A 21,168-nucleotide genomic window follows, 5' to 3' on the forward strand; every position below is an offset into this window, starting at 1 on the left:
GGGGTCACCGTTCTACGCTAGCCCGCACTCCTGGGTGCCCTTCGGGGAGGTTCTTCACAACGGATGCTGCAATCCCTAGGACCTTCTCGACAGATTCCTCTTCGCCGACCGAGATGCGGATGCCGTCACCCACGAATGGGCGGACGATCAGGCCGGCCTCTTCGAAGGCTGCCGCGAAGGTCGCGGTCTCGTCGCCGGCCGGCAGCCACACGAAGTTGCCCTGCGCCTCGGGGACGTTCCAGCCGGTCTGGCGGAGGCCGTCCGCGAGCCGGTCGCGACGGTCGGCGATGACGCCGACCCGCTCGAGCAGCTCGCGCTCGGCGTCGAGGCTCGCCAGCGCCGCCTCCTCGGCGTGGGCGGTGACCGACAGCGGGATGGCGGTGCTGCGGGCCGCGTCGAGGACGCGCGGGTGGCCGACGGCGTAGCCGACGCGGAGCGCCGCCAGCCCGTAGGCCTTGGAGAAGGTGCGGAGCACCACGACGTTGGCGGGGGCGTCGGTCGCCAGCACGCGGGCTCCGTCGACGGCATCGGGGTCGGTGACGAACTCCGAGTACGCCTCGTCGAGGATCACGAGCACGTCGGAGGGCACACGGGCGACGAACCCGTCGAACTCGGCCTGGGTCACGACCGGGCCGGTGGGGTTGTTCGGGCTGCACACGATGATCGCGCGGGTGCGCTCCGTGATCGCAGCGGCCATCGCGTCGAGGTCGTGGCGGGCACCGGGGGCGAGCGGCACCTGCACTGCGGTGGCACCGGCCACGACCGCGAGCCACGGATAGGCCTCGAACGAGCGCCACGCGTAGATGACCTCGTCGCCCGGTCCGGACGTCGCCAGCACGAGCTGCGCCAGGATCGAGACGCTGCCGGCGCCGATGTGGATGCCGTCGGCCCTCACTCCGAAGCGCTCGGCGAGGCGCTCCCGCAGGCGTGCGGCGCTGGCATCCGGGTACCTGTTCAGCGCCGTCGCCGCCTGCACGCGCTCGAGCACGCCGGGCAGCGGGTCGAACGGGTTCTCGTTGCTCGACAGCTTGAACGCCTCTGCGCCGGCCTGCCGGCCCTGCTTGTACGGCGGCAGCGCGGCGACTTCGGGGCGCACGCGGACGGGGATCTCGGGAGCGTCGGTCACGGTCCCGAGTCTACGAGCGGCAGGAGATCCCGCCACCTGTGCGAGCTTGATACCGCTTCGGTACCGAGATACCATTTCGGTATGGCCATGACGGTTCGGCTGCCCGAAGAACTGGACGCGCAGCTCGAAGAGCTCGCCCGCGCCCGCCACACGTCGAAGCACGCGCTCATCATCGAGGCGACGTCCCAGCTCGTCAGCGCCGAGAGCGCGGTCGAGCGCGCAACGCGGGTGGCAATGGGCGTACGGGAACGCTACGCCGATCTCCTCACCCGCCTCGAGGATGCGTGACCGAGTATCTCCGCCTTCCTGAGGCCGCCGCGATTGCGGCGGACATGGGGCTTCACGTCAGGGATCTCGGACTGCTGTCGTCCGCGCTTGCACGGCCGGAGAGCGCGATGTTCGGTGTGGAGGCATACCCCGACCTGTTCGCCAAGGCGGCTGCCCTCATGTCCTCGCTCGGGCAGAACCACCCCTTCTTCGACGGCAACAAACGGTTCTCCTGGGTGGCGACCTTGACCTTCCTCGAGCTCAACGGCGCCGTGATCGACATGCCTGTCGACGGTGCGTTCGACTTCGTGCTCAATGTGGCTCAGAGCAAGATCGACCTGCCGGAGATCGCGCTCGCCCTGCGCGGAGCGGCGACACCCTAGATCCGCCGTTGGCGGCACCGGGTGCCCGTGGAAGACTGGGCGGACTATGGGCTTCCTCATCCGCGTCGTCATCAACGCCTTCGCCATCTGGGTCGTCACCCTGATCCCGGCGCTCCAGGTCTTCGTCGTCCCCTTCCCTCCGGGGGAGACGCTCCAGATGGTGCTGACGCTGCTCATCGTGGCGGCGATCTTCGCGCTCGTGAACACGATCATCGGCACCGTCATCAAGGTGCTCGCGTTCCCGCTCTACATCCTCACGCTGGGTCTCATCGGCCTCCTCATCAACGCGTTCCTGCTGTGGCTGACGGCCTGGCTCACGCACTGGTGGAACTGGGGTCTGCGCGTCGAGGACTTCTGGTGGGGCATCGTCGCGGCGATCATCATCACCGTCATCAACTGGGTCTTCGGCATCATCCTGCGCCCTCGCAAGGACTGACTCAGCCGGCGCCGCGCGTCGCGGCGTACTCGGTGACCTCGACGGACTCCGCGCCGGCCAGTTCGTCGAAGACGCCGCGAAGGCCGTCGACGCGCGGATCGGCCGACCCGTCGACGAGGGCCGCCGTCTCGGCGTACACGGTCAGGCGGTGAGCGGGCAGCCGCGTGTCGTCGAGTTCGACCTGGGGGTCCGCCACCCGTTCGACGATGAAGCTGCCGGACGCGCCGACCGGTTCCGCGTGCCCGCCGCCGGCGAGCGCGACGACGGGATCGTCGGTATGGCGCACCGACACACTCAGCGTGCCGGGTCCGACGTCCGCGTCGACGGGCGAGCCCAGCGACACGAGCGTCTGCGTGTCGTACGGGCTTTCCAGCGCCAGGTGCGCTCCGATCATCGCGCCCTGCGAGAACCCGAACACGTGGACGGCGTCGCCGGGCTGCGCCCCGGCCGCGGCGAGCGCCGCCTCGGTCGCGGCGTAGGAGTCCGACATCCTTCCCGCGTACAGGTCGAGGTTCGAGGCGTTGTCCCACGGGTCGTCGCCGCCCATCGAGCCCGATTGCATGCCGGCGATGTAGACGGCGTACCGCTGGGACCCGTCGGCCATGGCGTAGCGCTCGACCCGCACCCGCGCGTCGCCGTCGCTAGGAATCCGCGCGGTCGCCGCGGCCAGGCTCCGCGGCGCCACCGACGACGGCGCCCGCGATGACGGCGTGACCGGCATGCCCCCGGGTCCGACGGGCGGCGGCGCCACGACCGGTCCGGCGCTGCCCGGTGCCGCCGGTGCGACGGGCGTCAGGGTCACCGGACCGGCGGCACCCCAGAGCCGCGCCTCCCGTGAGAGCCGTCCCGTGCCGGAGAGACCCGCCGCGACCGCGCCGCCGAGAGTGAGCAGGCCGGCGCCGGCGCCGGCCGCGATGGCACCGGCGTCGTGGACCTCGCTGCCCACGCCGACGCCCCACTGCGTCGCCTGCCGCACGAGCTCGGACGGCCACATGACCCCGTACCCGAACTCCGCGCCGAGCGCCGTCCGCCAGGCGTCGGGATGCTGCTCGACCAGCATGCTCAGCCGTGCGTCGAGGCGCTGCGCGCGAGCGCCGTCGCCGGCGAGCACGGCGGCCCGGTGCGCTGCCTGGATCTCGACCATCTCGTAGGCGTACGCCGCCTCGCGCAGCGCGAGGGCGATCGCCTCCGCCTCTGCCTGCACGGCTTCCAGCTTCGCCGCCAGCACGGATGCCGACGCCCGGACGTCGTCGGCATGCACCGGCTGCGTCCGCAGTTCGCTCTGCAGGGCCCGCACGCTCCCGGCCACCTCGGCGAGCGCCTCCCTGGCGGCGTCGAAGCGCACGGCGGCCGCCGACAGGGTCGCCGTATCAACCGCCACGGCCCCGCCGCTGCGGATCTGCAGGCCGTCGTCGACGCGGGGCCAGTGGTCCGCGAAGAGGCCGATGATCCCCTCGTTCGGCCCGACCCGCCCCGGTTGCTGGGCGAGGTCGGGCGCCAGCGGGCCGGGTGCGGGCGAGGCGCCGTCCCCCGCGGCGCTTGGCGGGAACTGGTCGTCGCCCGGCCGCATCTCGCTCATCGACCAGCTCCCGGGAGCAGGCTGGTGAGGGACTCCGCGAACGCCGCGCGATCGCGAGCGCGTGCGGTGTCGTGCCGCGCCGTCTCTGCGAGGCACGACAGGCCCGACACGTCGCCCGCCCACGCGGTGGCGCGCTCGTGGAAGGCGCTCGCGGCCTTCGCCTGCCAGTCGACGGCGTCGGCGAGACCGCGGGCGACGTGCGCAGCATCCGTGATCCGCGTGAGGAGTCGTGAGAACTCGCGCTCGATCTGGGACAGCTGGTGGGCCGCCGAGTCGGCGGGCGGGAAAGCGAACGTCACCCGTCGATCGTCGTCCTCGGCGGAGCGCGATCGAGCGCGTCCGTGGGAGTCCGTGGAGACTCGCGCGCACCCGGCCGGCTGTGGAGGAGGGGCGCAGTGATGGAGGAGGGGGCACTGCGACGGAGGAGCGCCGTTCCGCATTCGGAACGACGCTCCTCCAGGTGCCAGCTCGCGGGCGGCTACTTGCCGACGACCACCTCGGCGCTGTCCGTCGCGGTGTTGCCCGCGGCATCCGTCGCCGTCCAGGTGAAGCGGTAGACCGCACCCTTCACGGCCAGGACCCGGAAGGTGTCCTCGTCGATCTGCTCCCAGCGCGCCTTCGAGGAGCCCGTGACACCGACTCCGTCGAACGCGACGGTGACGTCGCCACGGTCATCATCGGCGTCGATCGTGAACTCCACCGTGCGGAGTTTGTTGTTCGGCGGGAAGACGACCGACGGGTCGGCGGTCACCTCGATGGTGGGGTCCGTCGTGTCTGGCGGCGTGAGGTTCAGCCCGACGATCACCGGGTCGTGGTCGCTCGACCGGTAGGGGTCGGGCGCCCACAGCGCGTCCTGTGCCGGCTGCTTGAACGACATGTCGTAGTCGATGAGGCTCGGCTCGTCGGCGTTGATGTGCCACGCCGCTGCGCCCGACACGTCGGCGAGCAGCGCCGGCTGCGCCAGTGCGTAGTCGAGGTAGCCGATCTGCCCGTCGAACACGTACGAGTACGCGTGCTCGCCGTTGAACTTCTTCTCGAGGTCCGTGAAGCCGCCCGCCACGAAGGCGTCGATCGCGTCCTCGTGGTCGTACGCGTTCAGGTCGCCGATCACGATCGCGCGGCCGTCGGGCGCCACGGTGTTGTTCAGCCACGCGGTGAGCGCCGTCGCCGCGGCCGTGCGAGCCGCACTGCAGTTGCCCTGGCCGTCGCCGAGGTCGGGACTCTCGGAGCATGCCGAGCCCTTCGACTTCAGGTGGTTGACCGAAACGACGAACTCCTCGCCGGTCTCGGTCGACGCGAACCGCTGCGTGAGCCCCGGCCGGTGGCGCTGGTCCGACCAGGCCGGGTCGACCGCGCTCGTCATCAGCAGGTGTGCGCCCACCGGGCTGACCGTCGACGGCTTGTAGATGATCGCCGTGGTGATCGCGTCGGTGCCGATGACGCCGGTCATGACGGGCACGTACGTGCCGGCGCCGACGCGCGCGTTCAGCGCGTCGGCGAGCGCCTGCACCGCCGTGCCGTTGTTCTCGATCTCCAGCAGACCGAACACGTCGGCGTCGATCTCGGCGAGCGCGGAGACGATCTTGTCCTGCTGCCGCTGGAACTCCTCCGCGGTGTCGGCACCCCGGTGGTAGTCGTCGTCGTCATCATTCGTCGGGGTCGGGTCGAGCGACGTGAAGTAGTTCAGCACGTTGAAGCTCGAGATCTTCAGGTCGCCGCCGACGTCGGGAAGCGCCGGACGCGCGTTCGCGACGGTGAAGTCGGCACCGTCGGTCGGCTGCACGCCCCACGTCGAGAAGCGGTAGTCCAGCACGCCGATCGCGTTCTGCACCAGGTCGCCGCTTCGGAACGAGTGAGCGAGCGTGAACACCTCTCCGTCCGGGTGGATCGCCGGGTCGGGGTTCTGGGTGCCTCGCCCGTCGTCGAGCGTGATGCTGTTCTCGAGGTTCGCCGCGGCGAGGGCGTTCGCCGCAGCGCCCGGCTCGACGACCGCGGTCGGCGTGTCGAGGCGCCCGTTCGTCAGGGTGATGGTGCCGAAGCGGCCGTACTCGAACGTCTCGCCGATCGCGAGGTTCTGCGGAAGCGCGACGTACATGCCCTCGAGCGCCTCGCGCTGCGTCTCGGTCGCCGGCAGCGTCAACGGCGCGGCCGGCGGCAGGGGCTGACCCGTCGCGCACACCTCGAGGTCGAGCGCCTTGAGCTCGGTGAGGCCGAAGAACTCGTCCACCTCGCCTGCCACGTTCACCACGTCGCCCACCGCGACGTCGGGCCCCGCCGGGTGGTGCACGAAGATCCCGTCGGAGGTGGCGGTGTCGCCGTCGCCGGCATCCTGGAGGTAGAAGCCCTCGAATCCGCCGGTCTGGAAGTCGCCCACCACGGTGCCCTCGAGCCGCAGGAACTCGCCGTCGCGCGGCGATGCCGCACCCGACCCCTGCACCGAGCTGACGGTGGCGACATCGAGGTCGCAGCCCGCCTCGATCGGCGGGGGCGGCGGGACGGCGCCGTTGACGGCGCCCGGCGTGTTGAACGCCTCGCCGAAGGCCGGCGTACCGGCGGTGCCGTTGTAGCCCGCGAGGTCGAAGTCGTTGCGCACCCAGTCGGCCGCGGCGTTCGTGTCGGCGCCGTCCGGAATGCGGGACGCTCCGCCCGGGTCGAAGGGGAGCCCGTCATACGACACGCCGAGCACGGCGCCGCCGTAGGTGAGATCGGTCGTGCCGCCGTCGCTGACGGCGACCGCATCCACGACGGTGAAGCCGAGGCCGTCGTCGACGACGCCGTCGTCGTTCGTGTCGATGTCCGTGCCCAGGGAAGGCGCGCTGCCGGTCACCAGGAGGAGGCTGACGGTGCCGTTCTCGAGCGCGCCGTTGCCGAGCGTGGCGAGGGTGCGACCCGACGCATCAGCCGCGCCGAACGAGATGACCTCGTCCACGGTGCCGGTGACGGTGCCGTTGAAATCGCCCTCGATCTCCAGCACCCGGTAGGCGGACAGATCGGTGGTGGCAGGGTTCGCGAGCAGCTCGACGTATTCGACGTCGGCCGTGCCGACCGTGTCGGCCGAGAACTCGTTGATGACGACGCGCGGCGCGGGCGGCTCCCCGCCGCAATCCGCGGTGTGGGTGCCGAGGCCGTCGAAGGTGTTGCTGGCATAGCCGACCCAGCCGGCCGTCGGGTCGAACGCGTCCGCGCCGTTCTCATCGCCGACGCACGTGCCCGCAGCGCGGCGGAGCGTGTTGTCCTGGGTGGAGTTGGTCCCGGTGCCCCATTCCGTCCCCGGATCGGTGCCGATCTGTCCGAAGACGTCGACGATCGCGCCGTTCTTCGCCAGTGCGATCGCGTCGTCGCCGTTGAACAGCGACGCCGTCGTCGTCTGATCAGCGACCGCGCCGATCGCGGGATCCACCGGGTTCGAGGCGGTCGGTCCCTGCGCGAAGACGAAGACGTCCCCCGCCGCCACCGTGCCGGTGAGTGGGAACGACGTCGGCGTCGACGAGCCGTTGAAGAACAGCTGCAGTGCGTACCCGGCGGCGGCCAGGTCGACGGCGGCCGCACTCGGGTTGTAGAGCTCGATCGCCTTGTTGAACGAGCTGCCTTCGACGTACTCGCTGATGAACAGATCACCGGATGCCGCGGCCGCGGGTGCGGCGAACGCCACCACCCCGGTGGCGGCCAGCGCGGCGGCGGCCAGGGCGGCGGTCAGTCTGCGGGGAGAATGGGACACGGAACCTCCACGTGGGATGCGCGGATGGTGTGCCGCGCATGCGAAGGGCAGGCCGGTCGCCTCCCCGTGAGAGCAAAGCTAAGGGAGCAGCATCCGTTCACGGAAGAGTCCAGGCGGAGAGATCCTTAACGTTCGGTGTCGGCTCGGGCCAGAATGGACCCCATGACCGCGAGCGACGTGGCGCCCTTCCGCGTCGTGTTCGTGTGCACCGGGAACATCTGCCGCTCTCCGATGGCGGAGGTGGTGTTCCGGGAGTTCGCGGATGCCTCGGGCCTGGGTGCCCGCGTGGCGTCGACGAGTGCCGGGACCGGCGACTGGCACGTCGGCGAGCAGGCGGATCTGCGCACCATCGCGGCGCTCGAGCGCGCCGGGTACGACGGAGCCCACCACCGGGCGCGCCAGTTCACGCACGCCGACTTCGCCCACAGCGACCTCGTGGTGGCGCTGGACCGCAGCCACGAGCGGATCCTGCGCGGATGGGCCCGCACCGAAGGCGACGCCGACAAGATCGCCCTGCTGCTGTCGTTCGATCCGTCGGCCCAGTCCCTCGACGTCCCTGACCCGTACTATGCCGGGCCCGGAATGTTCGACGAGGTGCTCGGTATGATCGAGAGCGCGAGCCGGGCGCTCTTCCGGCAGCTCGAACCCGCCATCCGCCCGGCGCCATGACCTCCGCCGTCATGTCGCCGATCGACGGTCGCCCCCTGATCGCCGCCACAGGATCCTCCGAGACCGACGGGAGTCACCGTGACCGCTCCTTCCCCTGCTGACCTGCCCTGGCAGCCCCTGAGCCCCCTCGACGGGCGCTACCGCGCCGCCGTGGGCGAGCTGGGCGCGTACCTCTCGGAGGCCGGGCTCAACCGCGCGCGCGTCGAGGTCGAGGTGGAGTGGCTCATCGCCCTCACCGACCACTCGCTGTTCGGCACCGCGCCGTTGGAGGACGCCGACAAGGCCAGCCTGCGCGCGCTGTACCTCGAGTTCGGCCAGGCCGAGATCGACTGGCTCGCCGAGAAGGAGGCGGTCACCCGCCACGACGTCAAGGCCGTCGAGTATCTGGTGCGCGACCGGCTGTCGGCGCTGGGCCTCGACGCCATCGCCGAGCTGACCCACTTCGCCTGCACCAGCGAGGACATCAACTCGACGTCGTACGCCCTCACCGTGCAGCGCGCGGTGCAGCGCATCTGGCTGCCGAAGCTGCGCGCCGTCATCGCCGCCCTCACCGAGCTCGCGGTGGAGCACCGCGACGCCGCGATGCTGTCGCGCACGCACGGGCAGCCCGCGACCCCGTCGACGATGGGCAAGGAGCTGGGCGTGTTCGCGTGGCGCCTCGCCCGCGTCGCCGACCAGATCGAGGGCGGGGAGTACCTCGCGAAGTTCTCGGGCGCGACCGGCACCTGGTCTGCGCACCTCGCAGCCGCTCCGGAGGTCGACTGGCCCGAGGTCTCCCGCGCGTTCATCGAGGGTCTGGGGCTCGACTTCAACATCCTCACGACCCAGATCGAGTCCCACGACTGGCAGGTCGAGCTGTACGACCGCGTGCGGCATGCCGGCGGCATCCTTCACAATCTGGCGACCGACATCTGGACGTACATCTCGATCGGCTACTTCACCCAGATCCCGGTCGCCGGGGCCACCGGCTCGTCGACGATGCCGCACAAGATCAACCCCATCCGGTTCGAGAACGCCGAGGCGAACCTCGAGATCGCGGGCGGGCTGCTCGCGACGCTCTCGCAGACGCTGGTCACGAGCCGCATGCAGCGCGATCTGACCGACTCCACGACGCAGCGCAACATCGGCGTCGCGTTCGGGCACGCGCTGCTCGCGCTCGACAACCTGCAGCGCGGGCTGCGCGAGATCTCGCTGGCCGAGGACGCGCTGCTCGCCGACCTCGACGCCAACTGGGAGGTGCTCGCCGAGGCGATCCAGACGGTGGTCCGCGCCGAGATCGCCGCCGGCCGCTCGCAGATCAGCGACCCCTACGCGCTGCTCAAGGACCTCACCCGCGGCCGTCGCGTCGGCGCGCCCGAGCTCGCCGAGTTCGTGCGAGGCCTCGACATCGGCGACGACGCGAAGGAGCGCCTGCTCGCGCTCACCCCCGCGACATACGACGGCCTCGCTTCGAAGCTGGTCGACGAGCTCGGTTAGTCGTTCCGCTCAACGACCGGGAGCCAGGTTCCGGTCGTTGAGCGAGGGAGCGCCAGCGACCGAGACGAAACGCCTCGAGCCGACGTCTGGCGCCGGGTTCGGGGCGTTTCTCTGCGTTTCGACTCGCAAGCTCGCTCAACGACCACGTTCCTCGCTCGCTCAACGACCGAGTCAAGGGTTCCGGTGCGGAGCCTGGGTCAGGGTTTCGGGTCTCCGGATGCGGCGGCATCCGGATTCTCGCCCGGCTCCGGCTTCTCGGACTCGTCGTCGAAGAGCACCGGCCGGTCGATCTGCTTCGTCACCTGGGCGGGGTCGACCGCGAGCAGCAGCAGCGAAACGATGAGCAGCACCGCGATGAAGCTGACGCCCGCGATGACCAGGGCGGTGATGATCGCACGCTGGGCCTCTTCGGCGGTGCGCTGCTGGAAGAAGCCCATCGACACGAGCGTCACGATTCCCGCGAACAGCGCGGCGCCGAAGGCCATCCCGAGCAGCTGCAGGGGCTTCATCAGATCGCGGCGGGTGGGGCTGTCGTGGCTCACGCGGAGTCCTTCTGCGGGGTGGGGTCGGCGGATGCGGGTGCATCCTCCGTGAAGTTCTCGGCTGTGTCCGGCTCTGCGGGGCGCGGTGAGAAGCCGGCGATGCCGAGGTACACCGCGACGATCGCCGCGTAGCCGCCGAACAGCCCGACGCCGATGGTGATGCCGGTGAGGGTGAACGTCGCGCTCGCCTCTTCGATCGTGTAGTCCAGCGCGTAGGCGGGCTGGACGAAGAGCAGCGCGATGCCGAGCAGCGCCGTGATCGCGCCGATCACCGCGGCGTCGCGGCTCTCGGATCGCGGTCCGACGGGCGCGGCGGGGCGGGCGTCGGGAATGCCGGGTGCGATCTCGCGGCGGGTGCCCCGGCCGGCGAGGCCGCGCCACCCGGCGATGAGCTCGATGACGCCGCTGATGAGGGCCCACGCGATCACGATGGTGAAGTAGCCGGCCACCGTGCGCAGCGGGTGGAGGCCGCTCGCCATGCCCGCGACGACGGTCACGCCGCCGAGTGCGGCGGCCGGCCACCGGCGGCCGGCCGGGTAGACCAGCCACACCGAGAGCAGCAGCACGAGGCCGGTGGCGATGGCGAAGCCGCTGAAGACCGCGCTGCCGACCAGTGCCGAATGGTCCGACGAGAACGTGATCATGATCGCCGCGATGGCCGCGAAGGCGGCGCGCGCGAGTTGCACGTGGCGCACGGCGAACGTGCGGGAATCGGCTGAGGTCACGGTGGTCCTGCGGAGAGGCGGGTTCTCGGGAACGAGAACGGATGCCTCCAGTCTACGTGCGTCATAGGTGACAGCATCCTGAACCCGCTTCCCGGTCAGGCATCCGTCACCCCAGCGTGTCGAGGATGCCGGTGAGGAGCTCGAACGTGGTCAGCGGCGAGATGATCGCGAACCGCAGCACCGGCTCGCCGGCGTGGGAGCTGGGCACGACGAACGCGTGCTGCTCCTCGAGGAGGCGGTCCGACCAGGCCTCGTACTCGGCGAGCGTCCAGCCCTCGCGGCGGAACACCACCACCGACAACTGCGGGTCGCGCACGAGCGACAGCCCCTCGCGCGCCTCGATCTCGTCGGCGATGCGCCGGGCGAGATCGATGCCGTACTCGATCGTGGCCCGGTACGCGTCGGTGCCGTGGGTGGCGAGCGAGAACCACAGCGGCAGACCGCGGGCGCGGCGGGTCAGCTGGATGGCGAGATCCGACGGATTCCAGTCCGGCTTGCCGGTGAGGGTGTCGAGGTACTCGGCCTTCTGCGTGTGCGCCGACAGCGCCAGCGCGGGCTCTCGGTAGATGAGGGCGCACGCGTCGAACGGCGCGAACAGCCACTTGTGCGGATCGACGATGACCGAGTCGGCGAGCTCGACGCCCGCGAACACCGGGCGCATCCGCTCGACGAGCATCGCCGCCAGCCCGTAGGCGCCGTCCACGTGGAACCACACGCCGCGCTCGCGAGCGACGGCGCCGACGCCCGCGATGTCGTCGACGATGCCGAAGTTCGTCGTGCCGGCGGTGGCCACCACCGCGAGCACCGCGTCGCCGTGCTCGTCGAGCGCACGCGCGACGGCATCGCCGTGCAGGCGCCCGTCGGCGTCGACCTCGGCGGTCGCGACGTCCACGTCCATGACGGCCGCCGCCGACGCGATCGACGAGTGCGCCTCGGCGCTGCAGACGACCACCCAGCGCGCGGGAGCAGGGCGCCCCTTTTCCGAGAGCCGCCGGCGGGCGGCATCCCGTGCGGTCACAAGCGCCGAGAGGTTGCCGATCGTGCCGCCCTGCACGAAGACCCCGCCTGCGCCAGGGGGCATCCCGAACTCCGTCGCGAGCCAGTGCAGCACCTCGTTCTCGGCGTAGACGGCGCCGGAGCCCTCCATCCACGAGCCGCCGTAGATGGCGGATGCCGACACCACGACGTCGAACGCCAGCGAGGCCTTGGTGGGGGCCGAGGGGATGAAGGAGAGGTAGCCGGGGTGATCGGTGGATACGCAGGACGGCGCGAGCACGTTCTCGAACAGCGCGATGGCGCGCCGCGAGCCGATGCCGTCGGCGGTGATCGACCCCGACGCCAGCCGCTCGAGATCGCGGGGCGTCATCGGCTTGTCGAGGGGCACGTCCTCGTACAGGGCACGGCGCCGGGCGTATTCGAGCACGTCTTCGACCGTGTGACGCGTGTCGGGCGAGATGGCGTGCATCTCGTGCGGGGATGTCGCGGACATTGCGTCTCCTCGATGGTCGGGCTCCAGATCACGCTAGACCACCGCGATCCCCCCGGAGCGAGCGAGTTCGGGGCGCACCGCGTGCGCCCGGGGCGTGCGGCACGCGCCCCGAACGGACGCGGTGCGCCCCAATCCAGGGAGACGCTCGTTCGGATGATCCAGCAGGAATGGAGAAGCGCGGCCGCCGGCCGCGTCGTAGCGTGAGGATCACAAGCCGCGAGGCTGCCCCACGAACGCAAAGGAGAACGGACATGGCCGGCAAGACGACGTCGGACGGACTGAGTGAGATCGAGCGCCAGGCCGTCAAGGACCGCGCCCAGGAGCTGCGCGCCCAGGCCAAGGCGGGAAAGAACCGCGAAGCGGGCACGAAGCAGGTGCTCGAGGCGATCGGCAAGCTCGAGGGCACCGACAAGGCGCTCGCCGAGGGCCTGCACAAGGTCGTCTCCGAGACGGCACCCGACCTGGTGCCGAAGACGTTCTACGGCTTTCCCGCCTACGCGAACGGCGACGGCAAGGTCGTCGTGTTCATCCAGCCTTCGTCGAAGTTCAAGACGCGCTACGCCACGATCAACTTCGACGAGCCTTCGCACCTCGACGACGGCGACATGTGGCCGATCGGCTTTGCGGTGCTCGCCTGGACCCCGGAGGTCGAGAAGAAGGTCACGCAGCTGGTGAAGACCGCCGTCGCACCCGCGTGACGTCTAGCTCGTCGCCGCCGCGCCGCCGTCGACCCCCGAGCGGGCGGCGGCGCGGTCGGCGTGACCGAGCTGGCGCCCGGGGGCGATGCGGTCGCGCACCCGGCGCTTGAGCGCGACGATGTCGGGGAAGCCGCCGTCGGCGGCGCGTGACCACACCAGCTCGTCGTCGGCGTAGACCTCGAAGATCCCGCCGGTGCCGGGCTCGAGGGTGGCGCCGCCGCCCATCAGCTCGGCCTGGAAGGTCGTGAGCAGCTCCTGGGCGACCCATGCCGCTCGGAGCATCCATGCGCATTGCGTGCAGTAGACCACGCGCACGTGATGAGTCATGCCGGTCCCCCGTCCGGCGAGAGGTCCGGTGAGAGGAACTCCAGCGCCGCCTCGCGGAACGCGCGCGAGCCCGGTGTGTTGAAGTGGTGTCGTCCCGGGATCTCGAGGAACCTGCCGTCCGGCGCGGTGGCCGCGAGCGTGCGCGAGCGTTCGAGGATCGCGTCCTCCGATCCGGTGGCGAAGAGGACGGGCTGCGTGGGTGGATGCTCCGGGTCCGGGTCCGCGTCGCCGAAGCGCATGCCCTCGGCGAGCGCGATCAGCGCACGTAGGTCGTTGTCGGGCACCCGCTCGGCCAGCCGGACGTAGTTCTGGGTCACCGCGTCGGTGACCGGTATGCCCTCTTCGGCATACGCGCGAGCCTGATCGATCCGCAGACGGCCGAGTGGACGGCCGTCAGGGATGCCGCCCAGCACGGCACGACTGATGTGCTCGGGCGCATCCACCGCGAGCTGCCAGCCCACACGCGCGCCGAGGGAGTATCCGACGTACCGCACGGCGTCGACCAGGTAGGTGTCGAGCACCACGATGAGGTCGGCGACGAAGGCGGCCATGGAGTACGCGAGGGCGTCGTACGGCTTGTCACTGGCGCCATGACCACGCTGATCGACGCCGATGACGCGGTATCCGGCCGCGGTCAGCATCCGCACCCAGCCGGTGTCGACCCAGTTGTCGCGGCAGCTCGAGGCGAATCCGTGCACGCACAGCACGGTCTCGGCGTCGGGCTCGCCCCACGCGTACGTCGCGAGCTGGTACCCCTCTGCCGACATCACATAGCTGGGCGGCGGCATCTCGGTGCGCACGAGGGGGGCGACGGCATCCATACCCGCCATTCTGCTCTTCCACCTACCCGCACGGCCTCACGGCCTCGGATGGTGTCCCACCCGTACAGCGTGGCGGAGCCACTGACGCCCGGGCGCGAGCGGAGGAGATTACGCCCTTCGGCACGGATTCGCAACGGGCTGAGTCATCGGCGCTGTTCCGCCTAACGTCGCTGCATGAGCACGGACGACACCCGAGGTGCACGCCCGACGGAGCCGCTGGCACCGCGGCGCACCGATACCGACCTCGATCACGACGGCGTGGCCGATCACCGCGAAGCCGTGGCCGATCGCAGCGACGCGTCTCTCCGCGAGACCGTCGTGGCGCGTGAGCGCGAGCGTTTCGGCGGCATCAAGTTCGGCGCCGCCTTCTTCGGCTGGCTCACTGCCCTGGGCGCTCTGGTGGCCCTGACCGCTGTGGTGGCCGCGATCGGCGCGGCGACAGGTCTTGCGTCGCCGGCGACGGTCGAAGACGCCGTCGACGCCGCCGACCAGAACATGACGGCGGCGACCATCATCGGCGCGATCGCCATCGCGGTCGTGCTGTTCGTCGCCTACTTCGCCGGCGGATATGTCGCGGGGCGCATGGCCCGGCTGAGCGGGGCGAAGCAGGGTCTGGCGGTCTGGCTCTGGGCCATCGCCATCGCCATCCTCGTCGCCGTCGTGACGGCGATCGCGGGTTCCCAGTGGGACATCCTGGCAAACGTCGATATCTTCCCGCGCATCCCGGTGACCGTCGAGACCGCCACCTGGACCGGCATCCTGACCGCGATCGGCGCTGCTGTGATCACGCTCATCGCGGCGATCCTCGGCGGCGCGGCCGGCATGCGCTACCACCGCCGCGTGGACCGGGCCGGCTTCGGCGACGACCGGGTCTGAACCTCAACCTCTAACCACCACGAGAAAGGAGATCCACCATGGGTCTTGACGATGACATCAAGCACAACGCTGAAGACATCAAGGGCAAGGCGAAGGAGGCGGTCGGTGACGCGACCGACAACGAGCGCCTGCAGGCCGAGGGCGTGGGCGATCAGGCCAGCGCGAAGATGAAGAAGGCCGGCCAGGACGTGAAGGACGCGCTCACCGACGATCGGTGATCTGCCGCGACGGTGCCCCGGATCCCCGGCGGATCCGGGGCACCGCCGTGTCCGGCCGGCGGCGGCGCGGACGGACTCAGAAGACGTCCCACTCCCGCGCGCGTTCCACGAGCACATCGATCACCCGCGTCGTCGCGGGCGTCGGGGGCTCGCCGGCGCGGATCGCCAGGTGCAGGGTGTTGATCGGCGCTTCGTCCGCACGGTGCAGCACCTCCACGGTGCCCGCGCCGATCGCCGGTTCGGCGAGGTAGCGGGGCAGCGCCGAGATGCCGGCGGCGGCCACCACCGCCGCGAGCACGGCCCTCAGGTCGGGCACCGTGATCGCGACCGCGTTGGCCGGGCGGCGCCCGAACTGGCTGCGCCAGTAGCGCCGCACGATCGACAGGTCGGCGTCGTACGCGACGAGCGGCAGATGCTGCAGGGCGCCTGCGGGATCGGCGGCGAGGCGCCCACGGTCGATGGTCCGCGCGAGGGACGGCGCCCCGACGAGCACGAACTCCTCGTCGACGAGGCCGCGATACCGGATGCCGCGCAGCGGCGTCCGCACCGACGACACGACGACGTCGAGGTCGCCGTCCGCGAGCCGGGCGAGCAGGTCGTGCGCGAGACCGAGGCCGAACTCGACGCGGACGCCGGCGCTGGCGAGCGGCGCCAGCGCGGGGACCACGCGGAGTGCGACGACGTCGCTCGCGCCGCCCACCCGCACCGTCTCGACCGGACCCGGCGCCGGCGCCGTCCACACCTCGCGCAGCCGGTCGACCGGCGACGCCACGCGCACGGCGAGCGCGTCGCCGGCAGGGGTCGGCGTGACCCCGCGCACCGATCTCGTGAAGAGCGGCATGCCGAGCTCGCTCTCGAGCCGGGCGATGCGCTCGCTCACCGACGGCTGACTCAGTCCCAGGCGTGCGGCGGCTGCCGTGATCGACCCGGCGCGGTGCACCTCGACGAACGTGTGCAGCAGATCGAGCTCTTGCATGCGGCATCCGTCCATCAGAAAATCTATGGCTGCTACCCAGCATAGGAAATGAGGGCGATGGATGCCTCGTTCCCTCCCACAGCGGCTCGCGCGAGTCGTCGAACAGGAGAGACAGACATGGCACACGTACTCATGGCGGTCACCGGCGCGGACGCCATCGTCCTCACGGACGGCACGGCGCACCCCACCGGGTTCTGGGCGGAGGAGCTCGTCGAGCTGCACCGGGGACTCGTGGCGGCCGGACACGACGTCGACATCGCGACTCCGGGTGGCGTGCGCCCGACCGTCGATCCCGGCAGCCTTTCCGGAGACACCGCAGTGCTGACCGACTACCTCGCCTCGATCGAAGAACTCCTGGCGCATCCGCGGGCGCTCGCCGACGTGACAGACGGGGAGTACGACGCGATCGCGCTGCCTGGTGGCCACGGCCCGATGGTGGACCTCGCCGTCGACGCCGATCTGGGTCGGCTGCTCGTGGACGCGCTGGACCGGGACGCGGTCGTGGGCGTGCTGTGCCACGGGCCGGCCGGACTGCTCAGCGCCGTGCGGCCGGACGGGTCGTTCGCATTCGCCGGCCGCCGGCTGGCCGTCTTCACCGACGAAGAGGAGCGTCAGGGCGGACTCGGCGACGGCTCGCCCTACCTGGTGGAGTCGTGCCTGCGCGAACTCGGCGCGGTCGTCGAGCCGGGCGAGCCGTGGTCGGTGACGGTCGTGAGCGACGGCTCGCTCGTGAGCGGTCAGAACCCGCAGTCGAGCGTCGCGACCGCAGAACGCCTCGTCGAGGTGCTCGCCGGGCGCTGACGGGCGTCGGAAGAACGGACGACGGATGCCGCGGAGCGTGGCCGGGCGACCGGCATCCGTCACCGGACACGAGGATGAGGGCGCTCTCACGCGCCGCTCGCCGCCCGTTCACCGAGCCGTCGCACGCGCGTCGCCGGCCGGTCAGCGGGCGGTGCGGCGTCCGCGATTGCGTCGGAGGCATGAGTCGAATCCCCACACGACGCGTCCTGCCGCGCCTTCTCGCCGCGGCAGCAGCGACGGTCACCGCCGTCGCGCTCCTTCCCGCCACCGCCGCCTCCGCCCAGCCGGCCGCGGCCGCCGCTCCCGCGGCGTCGCAGTCGCCGTACGTGCAGACGCACGTGCCGACGCTCGTCGCCCGCGCGACGCTGTCGGCCGATCACCTCGAGCCAGGCCCGGCCTCGGGCGCGCTCGCGAGCCCGGCCAACGGCCGCACCGGACCCTGGGACGGCCAGGTCATCCCCGGGTTCTCGGCCGCGATCGACAACGGTGACGGCACGTTCTGGGCGCAGCCCGACAACGGCTTCGGCGCCAAGGGCAACTCCGCCGACTTCCTGCTGCGCAACTATCTCGTTCGTCCGGCCTGGCAGACCGCCGAAGGCGGCGCAGGCGAGATCCAGATCGAGCGGTTCATCTCGTACAACGACCGCAACGGCGTCCTCGACTTCCCGATCGTGAACGAGGGCACCGCGGAGCGCCTCCTCACCGGCGGCGACTTCGACATCGAGTCGGTCGTGAGGGCCAAGGACGGCACCTTCTGGGTCGGCGAGGAGTTCGGGCCGTTCCTGCTGCACTTCGACACCGACGGCACCCTGCTCGAGAAGCCGTACGCGCTGGAGGGCGCCAAGTCGCCGGCGAACCCCTACCTGCAGCCGGGCGAGACCCCGCGGGTGCGCTCGAGCCGCGGGTTCGAGGCGATGGCCGCCTCTGCCAACGGACGCTACCTCTACCCCGTCGTCGAGGGCTCGTACGCCGACGACCCCGACCTGCGCCGCCGCGAGATCCTCGAGTTCGACACGCGCGCCGGGCAGTACACCGGTCGCACCTGGAGCTACCAGACCGACCAGGAGCCGAACGTCATCGGCGACGCGTTCACCGTGCGGGGCGACGTGCTCATCCTCATCGAGCGCGACGACTTCGAGGGCGAGCAGTCCGTCACCAAGCGCGTCTACGAGGTGGACCTCCGCCGCACCGACGCCGAGGGCTACCTCGAGAAGACGCTCGTGCTCGACGCACTTCGCATCGCCAACCCCCACGGCATCGGCGCCGGCGACGGCTACGGCACGGGCGAGATCTACTCGCTCCCGGTGCAGTCGTTCGAGACCGTCGTGCAGCTGAAGGACGGCAGCCTCCTCATCGGCAACGACAACAACTACCCGGGCAACGACGCGCGCATCCCGGGCACGCCCGACGACACCGAGTTCGCGATCATCGATCTCGACAAGACCAAGCTCGAGCCGTCGACGGTCAGCCTCATCGGCCACCGCGGCGCGAGCGGGTCGCGCCCCGAGCACACGCTCGCGGCGTACGAGACGGCGATCGTGCAGTGCGCCGACTACATCGAGCCCGACGTCGTGTCGACCAAGGACGGCGTGCTCGTCGCGCGACACGAGAACGAGATCAGCGGAACGACGGATGTCGCGACCCGGCCCGAGTTCGCCGCGCGCAAGGCGACGAAGGTCATCGACGGAGCGTCGATCACCGGCTGGTTCACCGAGGACTTCACGTTCGCCGAGCTGCGCACGCTCCGCGCCAAGGAGCGCCTGCCGCAGACGCGTCCGGCCAACACTGCGTTCGACGGGCTGTACGTCATCCCGACGCTCGACGAGGTCATCGACCTCGCCCGCCACTCGGTCAGCTGCGACGGCCGCACGGTCGGCGTGTACCCCGAGACGAAGCATCCGTCGTACTTCGACTCGATCGGGCTCTCGCTCGAGGAGCCGCTGGTCGCGGCGCTGCAGGCGAACGGCGTCGACCGCGCGGACGCGCCCGTCATCGTGCAGAGCTTCGAGACGGCGAACCTGCGCGACCTCGCCGGCCTGACCGACGTCACCCTGGCGCAGCTCGTGAGCAACTCCGGTCGTCCGTACGACTTCACCCTCGCCGGCGACCCCCGCACCTACAAGGATCTGGTGACGCCGGCCGGGCTCGCAGAGATCGCGTCCTACGCCGATGGCGTGGGCCTCGAGAAGTCCGTGATGATCCCGCGCACCGCCGACGGCCGCCTGGGCACGCCCACCCCGGTCATCGCCGACGCGCACGCGGCGGGACTCTCGGTGCATGGCTGGACGTTCCGCGCCGAGAACCAGTTCCTGCCCGCCGACTTCCGCTCGAGCGCCGACCCGAATGCCTACGGTGACCTCGCCGGCGAGCTCCAGGCCTTCATCGGCGCCGGCATGGACGGGGTCTTCAGTGACCACCCGGGCATCGCCGCAGTGACCATCGACACGGTCACGCTCGCGGGCTGAGCCCTCGGGGCGTCGGACCGGGCGGGGGATGCTGCGGCATCCTCCGCCCGGTCCGGTCGTTGAGCGAGCGAGGAACGTGGTCGTTGAGCGAGCTTGCGAGTCGAGACGCCGAGACGAAACGCCCCCGACACGACGCACACGAGCGGCTCGGCGCGTTTCGTCTCGTTCGCTGGCGGTCCCTCGCTCAACGACCGCGCATCCGGCGCGGGGTGACGAGGAACGAACCCGAGGCCGCACTGGCCCGCGGCATCCGTTCCCGTCCGGTGTCAGCGCACGCGACGCCCGTGCGCGATGTCGATGAGGCGCGAGAGCACCTCGCCGCCCGACCGCAGCCCGTTGTGCTCGTGCTCGCTCGTGATCCAGGGTGTGACGCCCGGGAGGAGACGGGCCGTCTCCATCGAGAACTCGAACGGCACGTACAGGTCGTTGGCGTAGACGGCGGCGGCTCCGCGGGCGCCGGATGCCTCGATCGCGGCCGCGTCGTACAGTCGCGGCCACGCGAACCCGGCGAGCTCGAGCGTCACGTCGCGCCAGGGCTGGAGCCCGGGAACGGTGTCGGCCCACTCGCGGCGCACGTGCTCACCGGTGAAGAGCGTCGGGTCGTCGCGGAAGTCGTCGGGCTCGGTGCGCTCGGCAGACCACTCGGTGGCGTAGCCGTCGGCATAGCTGGACTCGTGGAAGACGTAGTACAGCGGGTTGCGCGCATCGAACGGCATCGCCGAGGCGAGGTCGTGGCGGAAGGCGTTGGTGTGCGGCTCGAGCTCGAGCAGGCTCCAGAGCTTCTGCCACCCCTCGTTGGTGCCGAGCGCGGAGCCCGCCGAGCGCACGCGGGAGACCGAGGCAACCTCGCCGTCGGGCAGCACCAGGGCGCCCGCATCGGCGAGGTCGACGATCCGGCGCATCGCGTCGCGGTGCGCGGGGAAGCGCCGGTAGTAGCGCTCGGACGCCTCGCGCATCTTGTCGTACGTGAGGGAGTAGACATCGTCGGGATGCCGCCCCACGGCGCTCAGGCCGCCGGTGATGTAGACGTGCTCGAGGGAGTCGGCATCCGTCGACAGATAGGCCAGGGTCGTGAACCCGCCGAACGACTGCCCCAGCACGCTCCACCGCTCGGCGCCGAGTTCGGCGCGCACGGCCTCGCAGTCGCGCACGATCGCATCGGCGCGCAGGTGCGTGATGTACTCGGCGAGCTCAGCCGTGCCGCGCTCGAGGTCGCGGTCGCTGACCGGGGTCGAGCGTCCGGTGCCCCGCTGGTCGAGCAGCACGACCCGGTAGTGCTCGAGCGCCTCGTCCAGCCACGACGGCGCTTCCGGTGCGTGGAACGGGCGCGGCGCCTCGTGCCCCGGCCCACCCTGCAGGAACACCAGGTAGGGGAGGCCGCCGCCGCCCTCGCGCGTGACCACGGCGGCGTGGATGTCGATCGTGCGGCCGTCCGCCGGATCGCCCCACACCAGCGGCACGGTGACGGTGTGGTCGTCGATGGTCAGGTCCTGCATCCGGCGCGTCGTCACGGGCATGCGTCCGAGCCTAGGCGCTGCCGCCGACGCGGCGTGAGCCGCCCTGGGGTCCCCACACG

General features: G+C 71.0%; 21 protein-coding genes. 10 read left to right on the forward strand and 11 right to left on the reverse strand.

Annotation, left to right across the window (positions count from 1 at the left end; all coding sequences use genetic code 11):
- Positions 1–4: 4 nt before the first annotated feature.
- Entirely contained in the window at positions 5–1,126 is a 1,122-nt protein-coding gene (locus tag B1729_RS11655) for a histidinol-phosphate transaminase (RefSeq protein WP_239539604.1), read from the reverse strand.
- Positions 1,127–1,207: 81 nt separating this feature from the next.
- Here B1729_RS11655 and B1729_RS11660 point away from each other — a divergent pair, with 81 nt between their 5' ends.
- The 3 genes from B1729_RS11660 to B1729_RS11670 are packed head-to-tail and all read left to right on the forward strand — an operon-like array spanning position 1,208 to position 2,212.
- On the forward strand, positions 1,208–1,414 hold the full coding sequence (locus B1729_RS11660) for a ribbon-helix-helix protein, CopG family (RefSeq protein ID WP_163632825.1): 207 nt from the start codon (positions 1,208–1,210) through the stop codon (positions 1,412–1,414).
- On the forward strand, positions 1,411–1,776 hold the full coding sequence (locus tag B1729_RS11665) for a type II toxin-antitoxin system death-on-curing family toxin (RefSeq protein ID WP_239525579.1): 366 nt from the start codon (positions 1,411–1,413) through the stop codon (positions 1,774–1,776). The genes B1729_RS11660 and B1729_RS11665 overlap by 4 nt, the downstream gene beginning before the upstream one ends.
- A gap of 46 nt (positions 1,777–1,822) precedes the next feature.
- Positions 1,823–2,212, forward strand: coding sequence for a phage holin family protein (locus B1729_RS11670; RefSeq protein ID WP_163632827.1), 390 nt, complete (start codon positions 1,823–1,825; stop codon positions 2,210–2,212).
- 1 nt (position 2,213) lies between these two features.
- Here B1729_RS11670 and B1729_RS11675 read toward each other — a convergent pair whose 3' ends face one another.
- The 3 genes from B1729_RS11675 to B1729_RS11685 all read right to left on the reverse strand — a co-directional run bounded on the left by B1729_RS11675 (position 2,214) and on the right by B1729_RS11685 (position 7,509).
- A complete protein-coding gene (locus B1729_RS11675; RefSeq protein ID WP_239539605.1) occupies positions 2,214–3,791 on the reverse strand; it encodes a hypothetical protein in 1,578 nt (525 codons plus the stop codon).
- On the reverse strand, positions 3,788–4,090 hold the full coding sequence (locus tag B1729_RS11680) for a hypothetical protein (RefSeq protein WP_163616138.1): 303 nt from the start codon (positions 4,088–4,090) through the stop codon (positions 3,788–3,790). Before B1729_RS11680 ends, B1729_RS11675 begins: the two co-directional genes overlap by 4 nt.
- 179 nt (positions 4,091–4,269) lie before the next feature.
- Positions 4,270–7,509: an ExeM/NucH family extracellular endonuclease gene (locus B1729_RS11685; RefSeq protein ID WP_163632829.1), complete on the reverse strand. Its 3,240-nt coding sequence runs from the start codon at positions 7,507–7,509 to the stop codon at positions 4,270–4,272.
- Positions 7,510–7,671: 162 nt separating this feature from the next.
- Between B1729_RS11685 and B1729_RS11690 the strand changes: the two genes are divergently transcribed.
- Both B1729_RS11690 and purB read left to right on the forward strand, forming a co-directional pair.
- On the forward strand, positions 7,672–8,178 hold the full coding sequence (locus tag B1729_RS11690; protein ID WP_163616142.1) for a low molecular weight protein-tyrosine-phosphatase: 507 nt from the start codon (positions 7,672–7,674) through the stop codon (positions 8,176–8,178).
- A 78-nt stretch (positions 8,179–8,256) separates the two neighbouring features.
- The gene (purB, locus tag B1729_RS11695; RefSeq protein WP_163632831.1) at positions 8,257–9,654 is read left to right on the forward strand and encodes an adenylosuccinate lyase; all 1,398 of its coding nucleotides are present in this window, start codon (positions 8,257–8,259) and stop codon (positions 9,652–9,654) included.
- Positions 9,655–9,851: 197 nt separating this feature from the next.
- Here the strand turns inward: purB and B1729_RS11700 are convergent, their stop codons facing one another.
- From B1729_RS11700 to B1729_RS11710, 3 genes are all read right to left on the reverse strand, one after another.
- Positions 9,852–10,196, reverse strand: a complete 345-nt coding sequence (locus B1729_RS11700; RefSeq protein ID WP_163616146.1) for an amino acid transporter — start codon at positions 10,194–10,196, stop codon at positions 9,852–9,854.
- Entirely contained in the window at positions 10,193–10,921 is a 729-nt protein-coding gene (locus tag B1729_RS11705) for an acyl-CoA synthetase (RefSeq protein ID WP_163616147.1), read from the reverse strand. The genes B1729_RS11700 and B1729_RS11705 overlap by 4 nt, the downstream gene beginning before the upstream one ends.
- Positions 10,922–11,027: 106 nt before the next feature.
- A complete protein-coding gene (locus B1729_RS11710; RefSeq protein WP_163632833.1) occupies positions 11,028–12,410 on the reverse strand; it encodes an aminotransferase class V-fold PLP-dependent enzyme in 1,383 nt (460 codons plus the stop codon).
- A gap of 251 nt (positions 12,411–12,661) precedes the next feature.
- Here B1729_RS11710 and B1729_RS11715 point away from each other — a divergent pair, with 251 nt between their 5' ends.
- The gene (locus tag B1729_RS11715) at positions 12,662–13,108 is read left to right on the forward strand and encodes a hypothetical protein (protein ID WP_163632835.1); all 447 of its coding nucleotides are present in this window, start codon (positions 12,662–12,664) and stop codon (positions 13,106–13,108) included.
- Between the two features lie 3 nt (positions 13,109–13,111).
- Here B1729_RS11715 and B1729_RS11720 read toward each other — a convergent pair whose 3' ends face one another.
- Together B1729_RS11720 and B1729_RS11725 are read right to left on the reverse strand one after the other, a co-directional pair.
- Positions 13,112–13,435 (reverse strand): SelT/SelW/SelH family protein, encoded by a 324-nt coding sequence (locus B1729_RS11720; RefSeq protein ID WP_163616156.1) that lies wholly within the window; start codon positions 13,433–13,435, stop codon positions 13,112–13,114.
- Entirely contained in the window at positions 13,432–14,256 is an 825-nt protein-coding gene (locus B1729_RS11725) for an alpha/beta fold hydrolase (RefSeq protein WP_163616158.1), read from the reverse strand. Before B1729_RS11725 ends, B1729_RS11720 begins: the two co-directional genes overlap by 4 nt.
- A 174-nt stretch (positions 14,257–14,430) precedes the next feature.
- Here B1729_RS11725 and B1729_RS11730 point away from each other — a divergent pair, with 174 nt between their 5' ends.
- Together B1729_RS11730 and B1729_RS11735 are read left to right on the forward strand one after the other, a co-directional pair.
- The gene (locus tag B1729_RS11730; protein WP_163632837.1) at positions 14,431–15,132 is read left to right on the forward strand and encodes a hypothetical protein; all 702 of its coding nucleotides are present in this window, start codon (positions 14,431–14,433) and stop codon (positions 15,130–15,132) included.
- Between the two features lie 38 nt (positions 15,133–15,170).
- Positions 15,171–15,350 (forward strand): CsbD family protein, encoded by a 180-nt coding sequence (locus B1729_RS11735; RefSeq protein ID WP_163616163.1) that lies wholly within the window; start codon positions 15,171–15,173, stop codon positions 15,348–15,350.
- Positions 15,351–15,426: 76 nt separating this feature from the next.
- Here B1729_RS11735 and B1729_RS11740 read toward each other — a convergent pair whose 3' ends face one another.
- Positions 15,427–16,326 carry a LysR family transcriptional regulator gene (locus tag B1729_RS11740; RefSeq protein WP_163632839.1) on the reverse strand — a complete coding sequence of 300 codons (900 nt, stop codon included), beginning with the start codon at positions 16,324–16,326 and terminating at the stop codon, positions 15,427–15,429.
- 117 nt (positions 16,327–16,443) lie between these two features.
- Here B1729_RS11740 and B1729_RS11745 point away from each other — a divergent pair, with 117 nt between their 5' ends.
- Together B1729_RS11745 and B1729_RS11750 are read left to right on the forward strand one after the other, a co-directional pair.
- Positions 16,444–17,127 carry a type 1 glutamine amidotransferase domain-containing protein gene (locus B1729_RS11745; protein ID WP_163632841.1) on the forward strand — a complete coding sequence of 228 codons (684 nt, stop codon included), beginning with the start codon at positions 16,444–16,446 and terminating at the stop codon, positions 17,125–17,127.
- A 179-nt stretch (positions 17,128–17,306) separates the two neighbouring features.
- Complete coding sequence (locus B1729_RS11750) at positions 17,307–19,592, forward strand: esterase-like activity of phytase family protein (RefSeq protein ID WP_163632843.1); 2,286 nt, start codon at positions 17,307–17,309, stop codon at positions 19,590–19,592.
- A 266-nt stretch (positions 19,593–19,858) separates the two neighbouring features.
- Here B1729_RS11750 and B1729_RS11755 read toward each other — a convergent pair whose 3' ends face one another.
- Positions 19,859–21,109: an alpha/beta fold hydrolase gene (locus tag B1729_RS11755; protein WP_163632845.1), complete on the reverse strand. Its 1,251-nt coding sequence runs from the start codon at positions 21,107–21,109 to the stop codon at positions 19,859–19,861.
- Between the last annotated feature and the right edge of the window lie 59 nt (positions 21,110–21,168).

The organism is Microbacterium sp. B35-04, from assembly GCF_010634885.1.
GTDB lineage: Bacteria > Actinomycetota > Actinomycetes > Actinomycetales > Microbacteriaceae > Microbacterium.